Here is a 12,647-nt window from a genome sequence, read left to right on the forward strand (position 1 = left end):
CTCTCACTGGTGACGACCGGGACCCCTCCCTCGGCCTACCGTTCTGAACGTGACAGAGACGACGCAGACGCACACCACGCGCCCGGACGACCCGGACGACTCCTACGAGGCCTACCGGCCGCGGAGCCCGGAGTTCCGGGCGGCCGTGACCGCCCTGCGCGGCCTGTGGGAGGACCTCTTCCACGACGCCTTCGCCTACCGCCCGCTGCCCCGCAAGCACCCCGACGGCCGCGCCCCGGGCCGTCTCAAGGGCCGCAGGCGGGAGTACGTCGCCTGGTCCCGGCACGCGGTGGTCGGGGCGGCCGGCGCCCTGGCGATGCTGATCGCCTGGACGGACGCCCAGGGCAGCGGCCTCGGTCTCCTGATCGGCCTGCTCGCCCTGGCCCCGGTGCTGCTGACGCTGGTGCGGCCGGTCGGAGCGTTCTGGCTGTCGCTCGCGGGGGCCACCGTCGTCGCGATCATCGGCACCACGTACAGCGACTGGCCCTGGCTGCCTGGCAGCTTCGCCGCCCACCTGATCGTGCTGACGGTCGTGGCGATACGCACCCGCCCGCGCACGGCGGCGTGGATGTGGATGCTGACGGCGGCCTACGGCTTCGTCGCCGAGACCGTCTTCGGCGGGGGCTACTACTACACGAACACCGCCCCCATGCTGGTCTTCTCGGCGATCATCCTGCTCGCCGTCACCGTGTGGCACATCCGCCGGCAGGCCGAGGAGAAGGTGACGGCCCAGCAGACGGTGACCGCGCACGAGCGCTCCCGCCGCACCCTGCTGGAGGAGCGCACCACGATCGCCCGCGAGCTGCACGACGTCGTCGCCCACCACATGTCGGTGGTCGCCATCCAGGCCGAGGCCGCCCCCTACCGGGTGGATAACCCGCCGCCGGAGCTGGAGAAGGCCTTCGCCACGATCCGGGAGAACGCGGTGGCGGCTCTCACGGAACTGCGCCGCGTCCTGGGCGTGGTCCGCGCCGAGGACTACGAGGTCCCCGACGCCCCGCAGCCCACGCTCGCCGAACTGGACGGGCTGCTCGCCAACGTGCGGGAGACGGGCCTGGACGTGGAGAAGACGGTCACCGGCGCGGTGCGCGAGCTGCCCCAGGGCGTGGAGCTGTCGGCGTACCGGATAGTCCAGGAGGCGCTGAGCAACACCCTGCGCCATGCCCCCGGGGCGGGCGCCCGCGTGGAGATCGGCTATGTGCTGGGCGGCCTGGGGCTGCGGATAGTCAACGGCGCACCGCCGAACCCGTCCCTGGTCAAGCCCTCACCCGGGGCCGGCCACGGCATCACAGGAATGCGGGAGAGAGTCGGCATGCTGAACGGCGAGATGACGGCGGAGCCGACCCCGGCGGGCGGCTACGAGGTGACGGTGTTCCTGCCGGTGCCCGCCGCGAGCGAGAGTGGAACATGACGATCCGAGTACTGATCGCCGACGACCAGATGATGGTGCGTGAGGGCTTCTCGGTCCTGCTGAACGCGATGCCGGACATCGAGGTCGTGGGCGAGGCGGTCAACGGCCGGGAGGCGGTCGACCGCGTCCGCGAACTCGCGCCCGACGTGGTCCTGATGGACATCCGCATGCCGGAGCTGAACGGCATCGAGGCGACGCGGGAGATCGTGGCGGCGGACGGCTCGGCGAAGGTCCTGGTGCTGACGACCTTCGACCTGGACGAGTACGTCTACCAGGCGCTGCGCGCGGGCGCCTCGGGCTTCCTGCTGAAGGACGCGTCGGCCCGCCAACTGGCCGACGGGGTGAGGGTGGTGGCAGCCGGCGAGGCGCTCCTGGCCCCGTCCGTCACCCGGCGCCTGATCACGGAGTTCTCCAAGCTCTCCGACACCCCGCGACTGTCGCCGACCGCGCAGGCGGCCTACGGCGACCTGACCGAACGGGAGACGGAGGTGCTGGTCCTCATCGCCCAGGGCCTGTCGAATCTGGAGATAGCCGGCCGGCTGGTGGTCGCGGAGTCGACGATCAAGACCCACGTGAGCAGGATCCTGGTCAAGCTGGGCCTGAGAGACCGCACCCAGGCGGCGGTCTTCGCCTACGAGGCCCGACTGGTGACCCCGGGCTGATCCCGACTGCCCGACTGCCCGACTGCCCGACTGCCCGACGGCCTGACGGCCTGACTGCCTGCGGCCAGGCCTGCGGCCAGGCCTGCGGCCAGGCCTGCGGCCAGGCCTGCGGCCAGGCCTGCGGCCAGGCCTGCGGCCAGGCCTGCGGCCAGGCCTGCGGCCAGGCCTGCGGCCAGGCCAGGCCTGCGGCCAGGCCTGCGGCGTATGCCGTCGGCGGCGAGCGGAAACCGGCTGCTCTCCGCCGACGTCCTTGTCTCTGAGCGGATCCGATGCGGGCCGCCGACGCGTCAGGGGTGTCGAGCCGCACCGGCTCGGGACAAGGAGAGGCAGGGCATGAACCCGGTTCAGCAGATGGAATTCCACGCGTCGTGCGGGCACCTGATCTCGGCTCCGGCAGACCGTGCCGGTCAGGACGTCCGGTGCCCGCACTGCCACCAGGTGGTCCGGGTCCCGCCGCCCGACGTTCCGTACGCCTCGCCCGTCCCCGTGCCGACCGGTGCGGCGGATCCGGCCGCTCTGACCGCCCTCTATGTGATCGCTCTGATCGGCGGCCTCCTGGGCGCCGCACTCGTCTATCTGGTGATGTTCGACGAGTTCTCCGAGTCCGAGCTGGTCACGATCACGCCGGTGTGGTTCTTCCCGGTCGTCTTCGGCCTGTACGGGTTCGTCTCCCAGCGGCTGCTGCGGCGTATCGCCACTGGGCGTGCGCGAAGCCTCAAGGAGGCCGCCGGCATGTCGATCGACGTGGCCGGTTACTGGGCGGCCCTGGCGCTCTTCCCGTTCCTGGTGCTGAGGTGGCGCAGTTCCTTGCTGGTGTCGCTGGCGGCGGCGGCCTTCTGGGCCGTACTGCTGTGGCTGTTCTTCGCGCTGCTCTTCCCGACCCTCTGAGTCCTGCCTCAGGTGGGATGGCCATCCGGCGGATCCGTCAACGGCAGGCCGCCGTACCGCCGCATCGCACGCTGAGGGGGGCGACTGGTCGCCGTTCCGCGGGACCCCCTGGTCAGCAGCCACTCCACCGGCTAGCGTCCGTTCATGGCAGTAGTTGACGCTCTCTCGTTCGACCCCTGGGATCCCGCGTTCGTGTCGGACCCCTACCCGGCCTACGCCGAGCTCCGGGAGCGGGGGCGGGTGATCTACTACGAGCCGACCGACCAGTGGCTGGTGCCGCGGCACGCGGATGTCTCGGCGCTGCTGCGGGAGCGGCGGCTCGGGCGGACGTACCAGCACCGGTTCACGCACGAGGACTTCGGGCGGACGGCGCCCCCGGCCGAGCAGGAGCCGTTCCACACGCTCAACGATCACGGGATGCTCGACCTGGAGCCGCCCGACCACACCCGGATCCGGCGGCTGGTGTCGAAGGCGTTCACCCCGCGCACGGTGGAGCGGCTGCAGCCGTATGTGCGGCGGCTGGCCGGGGAGCTGGTGGACCGCCTGGTGGCGGCGGGCGGGGGCGATCTGCTCGGCGACGTCGCGGAGCCGCTGCCCGTCGCCGTGATCGCGGAGATGCTCGGCATCCCGGAGGCGGACCGGGGGCCGCTGCGGCCCTGGTCGGCGGACATCTGCGGGATGTACGAGCTCAGCCCGTCGAAGGAGACGGCGGCGAAGGCCGTGCGGGCCTCGGTGGAGTTCTCCGAGTATCTGCTGGAGCTCATCGCCGCGCGGCGCAAGGAGCCCGGCGACGATCTCATCTCCGGTCTCATCGCCGCGCACGACGAGGGCGAGCGGCTCACCGAGCAGGAGATGATCTCGACCGCGGTGCTGCTGCTCAACGCTGGGCACGAGGCGACCGTGAACGCCACCGTCAACGGGTGGTGGGCGCTCTTCGGGAACCCCGGGCAACTGGCCGCGCTGCGCGCCGACCACTCGCTCGTCCCCTCCGCCGTCGAGGAGCTGATGCGGTACGACACCCCGCTCCAGCTCTTCGAGCGGTGGGTGCTCGACGACATCGAGATCGACGGGACGACCGTGCCCCGGGGTGCCGAGATCGCCATGCTCTTCGGGTCGGCGAACCACGATCCGGCGGTCTTCGCCGACCCGGACCGGCTCGATCTCACCCGCGCCGAGAACCCGCACATCTCCTTCAGCGCGGGCATCCACTACTGCATCGGCGCCCCGCTGGCCCGTATCGAGCTCGCCGCCTCGATGACGGCCCTGTTGGAGCGGGCCCCCACCCTGGCCCTGGCGGCGGAGCCCCGGCGCAAGCCGAACTTCGTGATCCGTGGTCTCGAGGGGCTCAGCGTGACCCTCTGAGGCGGAGGCGGATGCGGGCGAACACGGCCCACAGGGCCAGGCCCGCGGCCGTCCCGCCGAGCAGGGCGAGCGGCAGTTCCGCGTAGAGGACGCTCCAGTCGGGTGCCTGTTCGAAGCGCCAGAGGCGGGCGCGGACGTCGACGGACCACACCGCGAGTCCCGCGCCCCAGCCGAGCGCCATGGCGAGGCATCCGCCGGCGGCCTGCGTACGTTGTCCCACGCCTGGGACGGACGCGCGCGGGCCGTCCCGGGTTCCCCCGTTCCCCGCCCGCCTAGGCCGTCATGTCCCGCCGTCGCAGCGCCGCGAGCCCCGCGGCCACCAGTACCGCCGCCGCCCCGCAGAGCACCAGCACCGGCCCCCACTCCATCCCGCCGCCCGGCAGCTTCGGCAGGTGGCCGAAGGGCGACAGGTCCAGGACGGCCTGCGGGGCGTCCAGGGCGGGGCCGATCCAGCCGATGAGCAGGATCGCGCCCGCCACCCCCCACGCGGCCGGCGCCAGCCGCGGGGCGGTGCCGTACAGCAGGACGGTCAGGCCGCCGACCAGCCAGATCGCCGGGAGCTGCACCAGACAGGCGCCCATGACCGGCAGGATCTCCTTGCCGTAGCCCGCCGCGAAGCCCAGCCCGGCGAGGAGCATGATCAGGGTGGCGCCGCCGAAGGCGGTCAGGAGGTGACCGGCCGCCCAGCGCAGCCGGCCCACCGCGTTCGCCAGGACCGGCTCCGCGCGGCCCGACGTCTCCTCGCCGTGCAGCCGCAGGACGGACGACACGACGTACAGGGCCGCGATCAGGCCGAGCATGCCGATCATCGAGGCGAGGAACGCGTCCGTCAGCTCCGACCGGCCGCCCATCCGCTCGAAGATCTCGCGCGCCTTGTCGTTGTCGGCGACCAGGTCGGCCGCGCCCTCGGTGAGCCCGCCGTACACCACCCCCGCGAGGAAGAAGCCGAGGCTCCAGCCCAGCACAGCGCCCCGTTGCAGCCGCCAGGCCAGCGAGCAGGCCGTACCCAGACGTCCTGACGCGGGGCCCGGTCGAGTGGGCAGGAAACTCATGCCCACGTCCCGGCGGCCGGCCAGCCCGTACGCCAGCGCGCCCTGCGTCACGGCCGCCGCCGCGAACAGGGGCAGCACCCACCACCGCTCGTCCGCGAACGCCCGCAGGTTCTCCAGCCAGCCGAGCGGGGACAGCCAGGTCAGCGCCGACGCGCCGGCGTCGGTCGAGGAGTCGCCCGCAGCCCGCAGGACGAAGGCCGCGCCCAGCACCGCCGCCGTCAGGCCCCGGGCCAGTCGCGCGCTCTCGGTGAGCTGCGCGAGGACCGCCGCCGCCGTGGCGAACACCATGCCCACGCCGGCGAGCCCGAGGCCGAACGCGACCGCGCCCGCCGCTCCCCGGCCCGCCAGTCCCGCCGTCACCAGCAGGGCCAGGACGGCGTTGGCGACGCCCGCCGCGAGCAGGGCCGCCGTCAGGGAGGCGCGGCGGCCGACCATGCCGGACGCGAGGAGTTCCTGGCGGCCGCTCTCCTCCTCGTCACGGGTGTGCCGTACGACGATCAGCAGGCTCGTCACGGCGGCGAGCGCGCCCGCGAACGCGCCCACCCGCCAGGCCGTCAGCGCGCCGAGCGAGTCGTCGAAGACGGGGCCGATCAGGGCCCGCAGGGAGGCGTTGGTCTCCATCTGCCGCAGCAGGTCGGCCCGGTCGGCCGGGGTGGCGTAGAGGCTCTCGAGCGTGTTCGGCATGGAGAGGACCATCAGGGTGTTCACGGCCACCCAGACGGGGATCAGCACCCGGTCGCGGCGCAGCGCGAAGCGCAGGAGCGGGCCGGTGCCCGCCAGCGTGGTCATGCCCGCGTCTCCTGGTAGTGCCGCAGGAACAGCTCCTCCAGCGTCGGTGGCGTCGACCTCAGCGACCGTACGCCCGAGTCCGCCAACGACCGCAGCACCGCGTCGAGTTTGTCGGTGTCGACGTGCAGCGTCACGTGCTTTCCCTTCACGTCGAGGTCGTGCACGCCCGGCAGGTGGGCCAACCCGTTGGGGGAGTGGGCGAGTTCGGCCGTCACGCTCGTCCTCGTCAGGTGGCGCAGGTCGGCCAGTGAGCCCGTCTCCACCGTGCGGCCCTTGCGGATGATGCTGACGCGGTCGCACAACTCCTCGACCTCGCTGAGGATGTGGGAGGACAGCAGGACCGTCCGGCCGCGATCCCGTTCCTCCCGTACGCAAGCCTGGAAGACCTCCTCCATCAGGGGGTCCAGGCCCGAGGTCGGCTCGTCCAGGATCAGCAGGTCGACGTCGGAGGCGAAGGCGGCCACCAGGGCGACCTTCTGGCGGTTGCCCTTGGAGTAGGTGCGGCCCTTCTTGGTGGGGTCCAGTTCGAAGCGGTCGATCAGGTCGGCCCGGCGGGCCGCGTCCAGGCCGCCGCGCAGTCTGCCGTACAGGTCGATGACCTCGCCGCCGGAGAGGTTGCGCCACAGGGTCACGTCGCCCGGGACGTACGCGATGCGGCGGTGTGCCTCGACCGCGTCGGTCCACGGGTCGCGGCCGAGGACCGACGCGGCGCCGGAGTCGGCGCGCAGCAGGCCGAGCAGGACGCGGATGGTGGTGGACTTGCCGGCGCCGTTGGGGCCGAGGAAGCCGTGCACCTCACCCGTCTCGACCTCCAGGTCGAGGCCGTCCAGAGCGTGGGCGCGGCCGAAGGACTTGTGCAGTCCGGACACCGAGATGGCCTTCGTCATGGCACCGAAAGTACGCTTCTTTCAGAAATTTGTGAAGTTAAGGAAGCATGTGAAGAACCGTTAGAATGCGGGCATGAGCGAGAACGGGCGGGACGCGGAGGCCGTGTCGAAGTTCGTCGAGTCCTTCGCGGCCCAGCTCGTCGAGGCAGGGATGCAACGCATGGCGGCGCGGGTCTTCGCCGCGCTCCTGTCCTCCGACGAGGGTGTGATGACCTCCGCCGAGCTGGGTGAACAGCTGCGGATCAGCCCCGCGGCGGTCTCCGGGGCGGTGCGGTATCTGGCCCAGCAGCACCTGGTCTCGCGGGAGCGCGAGCCCGGTTCGCGGCGCGAGCGCTACCGGGTCCACAGTGACCAGTGGCACGAGGCCCTCACCAACCGCGAGACCGTGCTCAAGCGATGGGAGGGCGCGCTGCGCGAGGGCGTCGTCAGCCTCGGCGGCCACACCCCCGCCGGACGCCGCATGGCCGAGACGCTCGCCTTCTTCGAATTCGTCGACGGCGAGATCTCGGCCATGATGGAACGCTGGCGGGTCGAGCGTGAGAAGCGGTTCGGTCGCTGACCTCCCGCCGTTCAGCGCTCCTTCGTCTCCTCCAGTACCGTCCGCCCCAGCAGCAGGTAGCGGGACGGGTCCCGCCGCTTGAGGTACTGGGCGTAGCCCACGCCGGCCACCGCGATCAGCGCGACCAGCCACGGCGTCGCCTTCAGCACCAGCGAACCCGACTCCGGTCCCGCCGCGACGGCCATGTTGGACACCAGGAGCGCGACCACGGCGAGCATCGCGACGCCGCCGACGAGCGGGGCGGTGAACGTCCTGAACCAGTGCCGGCTCTCGGGGTGGTGGGAACGGAAGTAGACCAGCACGGCGAACGAGCACACCGCCTGCACCACCAGGATCGCCATCGTGCCGAGGATCGCGAGCAGCACGTACGTGCCGGTGTACGGGTCCTTGCCGGCCGCCCAGAACGCGCCGATCAGAACGGCCGAGACGACGGTCTGGACCAGGCCCGCGATGTGCGGGGAGCCGTGCCGGGCGTGGGTGCGGCCGACGGTGTTCTTCAGGGAGGGCAGCACGCCCTCGCGACCCAGGGCGTACATGTAGCGGGCGGCGCAGTTGTGGAAGGCCATGCCGCAGGCCAGCGAACCGGTGATCATCAGCCACTGCATGACGTCGACGGCCCAGTGGCCGACATACCGCTCGGTGGGGCCGAAGAACAGACCGAGCGGGTTGTCGGTGGCGACCTTGACGGCCGACGACTGTCCGGTGCCCGTGATGGCCATCCAGGAGACGAACACGTAGAAGACGCCGACGCCCAGCACCGAGATCATCGTGGCCTTGGGGATGATCTTCTTCGGGTTGCGCGACTCCTCGCCGTACATCGCCGTCGACTCGAAGCCGACCCACGACCAGAACGCGAAGAAGAGCCCGAGGCCCGCGCTGGTCCCCTTGAAGGCGTTGACCGGGTTGACCGGGTCGATGCCGAAGCCGTCCGGGCCGCCGCCGTGGAAGGCGACCGAGACCGCCATCGCCGCGAGGATCGTCACCTCGGTGGCGAGCAGGACGACGAGCAGCTTCTCGGCGACGGAGACGCCGAACCAGGTGCCCGTCGCGTTGACCGCGAGCATCAGCACCGCGAACGCCCACCAGGGGATGTCGAGGCCGGTCTGGTCGTGCAGGGTGGTGGTGGCGAAGGTCGAGAAGATGCCGATCAGTGCCGGCTCGAACACCACGTACGCGAAGGTCGCGAGCAGCCCCGAGGCGAGTCCGACCGAGCGGCCGAGGCCGTAGGAGATGAAGCCGTAGAAGGCGCCCGTCGAGGTGATGTGCTTCGCCATCGAGGTGAAGCCGACGGAAAAGATTGCCAGGACGACCATTGCGACGAGGTAGCTCGCCGGGGCGCCGATGCCGTTGCCCGACGACACCATGAAGGGCACGTTGCCGGTCATCGCGGTGATCGGCGCGGCCGTCGCGACGGCCATGAAGACCACCCCGAGCAGGCCGATGGCGTTGGGCTTGAGCCGGTGAACGGTGCCTTCCCCGCCTGACTTCGCCGCTGTTTCCGCCGCTGAGGCGATGCCCTCGTCCACTGCCATCGGGGTGGCCCCTCTCCTGGTCGTCCGCTGCTGTGCTGGACCGGAACTCTGTAGCCCGAATGAGTCGGTCAAGGGTGTCGGGACGTTAAATGCTTGTCAACCAGACCTTTAGAAATCTGGTCGCAACACGCGCCTCGTACGGTCGCCGCCATGAGCGCCTACACCTCCACCCTCGGCGGCGAGCGGTACCGCTTCGACTCGCTCGCCCGGCTGCTCGCCGCCGCGAGCCCCGAACGCTCCGGCGACCGCCTGGCCGGTCTCGCGGCGCGGGACGCCCGGCAGCGGGTCGCCGCGCGCTGGGCGCTGGCGGAGGTGCCGCTGACCGACTTCCTGACCCGGCCCCTGATCCCGTACGAGGACGACGACGTCACCCGCCTCATCCTCGACACCCACGACCCGGCCGCCTTCGCGCCGGTCGCGTCGATGACGGTCGGGGAGCTGCGGGAGTGGCTGCTGTCGGAGGCCGCGGACGCGATGACGCTGGCCGCGCTGGCCCCCGGACTCACCCCGGAGATGACGGCCGCCGTCTGCAAGCTCATGGGGAACGCGGATCTGGTGGCGGTGGCCCGGAAGGTACGGGTGGTCACCGCGTTCCGCTCGACCATCGGGCTGCCCGGCCGACTGGCCACCCGGCTCCAGCCCAACCACCCGACCGACGACCCGGCGGGCGTCGCGGCCGCGCTTCTCGACGGTCTGCTGCTGGGCTCCGGCGACGCGGTGATCGGCGTCAATCCGGCCACCGACAGCCCGAAGGCCGTACGGGACCTGCTGGAACTGCTGGACGGGGTGATCGGCCGGTACGCGATCCCCACCCAGTCCTGCGTGCTGTGCCACGTCACCACCAGCGTGGACCTGATGGAGCGGGGCGCCCCCGTCGACCTCGTCTTCCAGTCCATCGCCGGCACCCAGGCCGCGAACGCCTCCTTCGGGGTCACCCTCGGCCTGCTCGACGAGGCGTACGAGGCGGCGCTGGCGCTGGAGCGGGGGACCGTCGGCCGGAACGTCATGTACTTCGAGACCGGGCAGGGCAGTGCCCTCTCCGCCGGCGCGCACCACGGGGTCGACCAGCAGACGGTCGAGGCGCGGGCGTACGCGGTCGCCCGCCGCTACGACCCGCTGCTGGTGAACACGGTCGTCGGTTTCATCGGCCCGGAGTACCTCTACGACGGTCGGCAGATCCTGCGCGCCGCCCTGGAGGACCACTTCTGCGGCAAGCTGCTCGGCCTGCCCATGGGCCTGGACATCTGCTACACCAACCACGCCGACGCCGATGACGACGACATCGCCACGATGCTGACGATGCTCGGCGTCGCCGGGGCCTCCTTCGTGATCTGCACCCCGGGCGGCGACGACATCATGCTCAACTACCAGTCGGCCTCGTACCACGACGCGTTGTACCTGCGGGAGGTGCTGGGGCTGCGCCCGGCGCCGGAGTTCGAGGCATGGCTGGATTCGATCGGGCTGCTGGACCCGCGCGGCGGCATCCGCGAGCTGTCCGGAACGGCCCACCCGCTGACGGAGATCGCCACCACCGGGCCCGCCATCGGCGGGACCACCGGACACGCCACCGGACGGGAGCTCGCGGCATGACCCTCAACCAGGTCACCGACACCCAGGTCGCCGACGGCCAGGTCGCCGTCAATCAGGTCACCGACGGCCAGGTCACCGACGGCGAAAGCGAGCTGTGGGCGTCCCTGCGCCTGCGTACCCAGGCCCGTATCGGCCTGGGCCGGGCCGGTTCCGCCCTGCCCACCCGGCACCGCCTGGAACTCCAGGCGGCGCACGCCGCCGCCCGGGACGCGGTGCACTCGCCGTTCGACCCGGACGCGGTGGCGGCGCGGCTGACCGGCACGCCGGTGGTCCGGGTCCGCAGCGCCGCCCCCGACCGCCTCACCTACCTCCAGCGCCCCGACCTGGGCCGCCGGCTGAACCCCGTCGACCGGGCCCATCTGCCCACGGGCGAGTGGGACGTCGTCTTCGTGGTCGCCGACGGGCTCTCCGGCCGGGCGGTGCACGAGCACGCGGCGGCGGTGATCCGGGCGACGGCCGCGCGGCTGCCGTCCGGCACCCGGGTGGCGCCCGTCGTCCTCGCCGAACAGGCCCGGGTGGCCCTCGGTGACGACATCGCGCACGCCATGGGCGCCACGGCCGTGGTGCTCCTCGTCGGCGAACGCCCCGGCATGTCGGCGGCGGACTCCCTGGGCGCGTACCTGACCCACCGGCCCGTGCCGGGCGTCACCACCGACGCCGACCGCAACTGCCTGTCCAACATCCGCCCGCCGCTGGGCCTCGCCTACGAGACGGCGGCGACGAAGCTGGTGGCGCTGCTGGCGCGGGCGCGGGAGCTGGGGCGGTCGGGGGTTGCCCTGAAGGACGAATCCGGCGACGAGTCCGTAGTCGAGCGACTGCCGTGAGTGGCGGATGGTTTCGTGGCGAAGGTGAGGGCGCATCATGACGTTGGTGACGGAGCGACCGACGACAAGCGGCACCGAACGGTACGAGTCGCACTGCACCATGCCGTTCGGCGAGAAGCCCGCGATTCCCGCCCCGTTCGACTGCGTTCTCGACACCACCTCCTTCGGGGCCCCGAAGGACAACGGGCAGGTCTGACTCACCGCCCCGGCAGCATCAGCCCCAGCGCCCCCTCGCGCACCGTCCAGGTGCGCACCCGTACCGGCCCCGCGACCGCCGCGTCCGCCCGGTAGCGGAAGTCCGCGCCCGAGACGGTCACCGTCCGCCCCCGTGCCTCCAGGGGCACCGCCACCGCGCCCAGGGACAGCGGCCGGACCCGCACGAACGCCGTGCCGGAGGGTCCCGGGGTCACCGACACCGCCTCCACCGGCTGGTCGAGGTCGACCAGGGTCACCCCGTCGACCTCGATCCGCAGCCGGGCCGGTCCGGGCGTGGCCGGGGCGGCGGACAGCCGGGACGGCCGTGACGGCACCAGCGTCCGGAAGAGCGACTGGTAGGTCCGCAGCCAGGGGTGGCCGCCACCCTGCACGAGCCCGGCCTCGGCCACGGTCGGCTCCGGCTGCGCGGCGAGCGGCACCGGCGGGATCCGCAGCGCGCCCAGCACCACCCCGTCGCTGTCGTCCACCAGTACGTCCAGACGCCGCTCGGCGCCGTCCAGGACGGCCCGGGCCGCCGCCACCGCACCCGTGGGCACCCCCAGGGCGTGCGAGACGCCCAGGCCCGCGCCCACCGGCACCACCGACAGCACGGTTTCGGCCAGCGCCCGCTGCCGGTGCAGCAGGGCCACCGCCCGCATCAGCGCGCGGTCGTCGCCGACGACCACCGGCCGCCGCGAGCCCCGCCGGGCCAGCACCCGGGCGAATTCCTCCTGGTCCTCGGGCAGGCACACCTTCGTACTCGCCGCACCCGCGCTGAGCACGTCTTTCGCGATGCGTACGGACTCCCCGTCCCAGCGCCGGGCGACCGGATCGATGATCACCAGCAGCTGATCGGACGTCGCGAAAGTCGCCACCTCGGTCCTGCCTCGCTTCCT

At 72.2% G+C, this 12,647-nt stretch carries 13 protein-coding genes; 8 read left to right on the top strand and 5 right to left on the bottom strand.

Annotation, left to right across the window (positions count from 1 at the left end):
* The first annotated feature begins 49 nt into the window (after positions 1–49).
* From QQM72_RS17880 to QQM72_RS17895, 4 genes are all read left to right on the top strand, one after another.
* A complete protein-coding gene (locus tag QQM72_RS17880; RefSeq protein WP_314221870.1) occupies positions 50–1,411 on the top strand; it encodes a sensor histidine kinase in 1,362 nt (453 codons plus the stop codon).
* Positions 1,408–2,073 (top strand): response regulator, encoded by a 666-nt coding sequence (locus tag QQM72_RS17885; RefSeq protein ID WP_057601152.1) that lies wholly within the window; start codon positions 1,408–1,410, stop codon positions 2,071–2,073. The genes QQM72_RS17880 and QQM72_RS17885 overlap by 4 nt, the downstream gene beginning before the upstream one ends.
* Positions 2,074–2,406: 333 nt before the next feature.
* Positions 2,407–2,961, top strand: coding sequence for a hypothetical protein (locus tag QQM72_RS17890; protein ID WP_314221871.1), 555 nt, complete (start codon positions 2,407–2,409; stop codon positions 2,959–2,961).
* A gap of 144 nt (positions 2,962–3,105) precedes the next feature.
* A complete protein-coding gene (locus tag QQM72_RS17895) occupies positions 3,106–4,323 on the top strand; it encodes a cytochrome P450 (RefSeq protein WP_314221872.1) in 1,218 nt (405 codons plus the stop codon).
* On the opposite strand, the gene QQM72_RS17900 is transcribed toward QQM72_RS17895, so the two are convergent.
* Genes QQM72_RS17900 through QQM72_RS17910 form a run of 3 tightly spaced genes read right to left on the bottom strand, consistent with a single transcriptional unit; the run spans position 4,307 to position 7,051 of the window.
* Complete coding sequence (locus QQM72_RS17900; RefSeq protein ID WP_314221873.1) at positions 4,307–4,543, bottom strand: hypothetical protein; 237 nt, start codon at positions 4,541–4,543, stop codon at positions 4,307–4,309. The genes QQM72_RS17895 and QQM72_RS17900 overlap by 17 nt on opposite strands.
* Before the next feature lie 52 nt (positions 4,544–4,595).
* Entirely contained in the window at positions 4,596–6,164 is a 1,569-nt protein-coding gene (locus tag QQM72_RS17905; RefSeq protein WP_314221874.1) for an ABC transporter permease, read from the bottom strand.
* Positions 6,161–7,051: an ABC transporter ATP-binding protein gene (locus QQM72_RS17910; protein WP_314221875.1), complete on the bottom strand. Its 891-nt coding sequence runs from the start codon at positions 7,049–7,051 to the stop codon at positions 6,161–6,163. Before QQM72_RS17910 ends, QQM72_RS17905 begins: the two co-directional genes overlap by 4 nt.
* A gap of 73 nt (positions 7,052–7,124) precedes the next feature.
* Between QQM72_RS17910 and QQM72_RS17915 the strand changes: the two genes are divergently transcribed.
* The gene (locus QQM72_RS17915; RefSeq protein WP_314221876.1) at positions 7,125–7,610 is read left to right on the top strand and encodes a GbsR/MarR family transcriptional regulator; all 486 of its coding nucleotides are present in this window, start codon (positions 7,125–7,127) and stop codon (positions 7,608–7,610) included.
* Between the two features lie 11 nt (positions 7,611–7,621).
* Here the strand turns inward: QQM72_RS17915 and QQM72_RS17920 are convergent, their stop codons facing one another.
* A complete protein-coding gene (locus tag QQM72_RS17920) occupies positions 7,622–9,142 on the bottom strand; it encodes an APC family permease (RefSeq protein WP_314221877.1) in 1,521 nt (506 codons plus the stop codon).
* A 150-nt stretch (positions 9,143–9,292) separates the two neighbouring features.
* Between QQM72_RS17920 and QQM72_RS17925 the strand changes: the two genes are divergently transcribed.
* The 3 genes from QQM72_RS17925 to QQM72_RS17935 are packed head-to-tail and all read left to right on the top strand — an operon-like array spanning position 9,293 to position 11,752.
* A complete protein-coding gene (locus QQM72_RS17925) occupies positions 9,293–10,732 on the top strand; it encodes an ethanolamine ammonia-lyase subunit EutB (protein ID WP_314221878.1) in 1,440 nt (479 codons plus the stop codon).
* Positions 10,729–11,556, top strand: coding sequence for an ethanolamine ammonia-lyase subunit EutC (eutC, locus tag QQM72_RS17930; RefSeq protein WP_314221879.1), 828 nt, complete (start codon positions 10,729–10,731; stop codon positions 11,554–11,556). Before QQM72_RS17925 ends, eutC begins: the two co-directional genes overlap by 4 nt.
* A 37-nt stretch (positions 11,557–11,593) precedes the next feature.
* Positions 11,594–11,752 (top strand): hypothetical protein, encoded by a 159-nt coding sequence (locus tag QQM72_RS17935; protein ID WP_314221880.1) that lies wholly within the window; start codon positions 11,594–11,596, stop codon positions 11,750–11,752.
* Position 11,753: 1 nt separating this feature from the next.
* Here QQM72_RS17935 and QQM72_RS17940 read toward each other — a convergent pair whose 3' ends face one another.
* Positions 11,754–12,626, bottom strand: coding sequence for a diacylglycerol kinase family protein (locus QQM72_RS17940; protein WP_314221881.1), 873 nt, complete (start codon positions 12,624–12,626; stop codon positions 11,754–11,756).
* Positions 12,627–12,647: the final 21 nt, after the last annotated feature.

The organism is Streptomyces zaehneri (assembly GCF_032248645.1).
Classification (GTDB): Bacteria; Actinomycetota; Actinomycetes; order Streptomycetales; family Streptomycetaceae; genus Streptomyces; species Streptomyces coriariae.

Coding starts and splice junctions, on each gene's coding strand:
- QQM72_RS17885 (WP_057601152.1), top strand. CDS start 1,408: ATGACGATCCGAGTACTGATCGCCGACGACCAGATGATGGTGCGTGAG.
- QQM72_RS17920 (WP_314221877.1), bottom strand. CDS start 9,142: ATGGCAGTGGACGAGGGCATCGCCTCAGCGGCGGAAACAGCGGCGAAG.
- QQM72_RS17890 (WP_314221871.1), top strand. CDS start 2,407: ATGAACCCGGTTCAGCAGATGGAATTCCACGCGTCGTGCGGGCACCTG.
- QQM72_RS17910 (WP_314221875.1), bottom strand. CDS start 7,051: ATGACGAAGGCCATCTCGGTGTCCGGACTGCACAAGTCCTTCGGCCGC.
- QQM72_RS17895 (WP_314221872.1), top strand. CDS start 3,106: ATGGCAGTAGTTGACGCTCTCTCGTTCGACCCCTGGGATCCCGCGTTC.
- QQM72_RS17905 (WP_314221874.1), bottom strand. CDS start 6,164: ATGACCACGCTGGCGGGCACCGGCCCGCTCCTGCGCTTCGCGCTGCGC.
- QQM72_RS17915 (WP_314221876.1), top strand. CDS start 7,125: ATGAGCGAGAACGGGCGGGACGCGGAGGCCGTGTCGAAGTTCGTCGAG.
- eutC (WP_314221879.1), top strand. CDS start 10,729: ATGACCCTCAACCAGGTCACCGACACCCAGGTCGCCGACGGCCAGGTC.
- QQM72_RS17925 (WP_314221878.1), top strand. CDS start 9,293: ATGAGCGCCTACACCTCCACCCTCGGCGGCGAGCGGTACCGCTTCGAC.
- QQM72_RS17935 (WP_314221880.1), top strand. CDS start 11,594: ATGACGTTGGTGACGGAGCGACCGACGACAAGCGGCACCGAACGGTAC.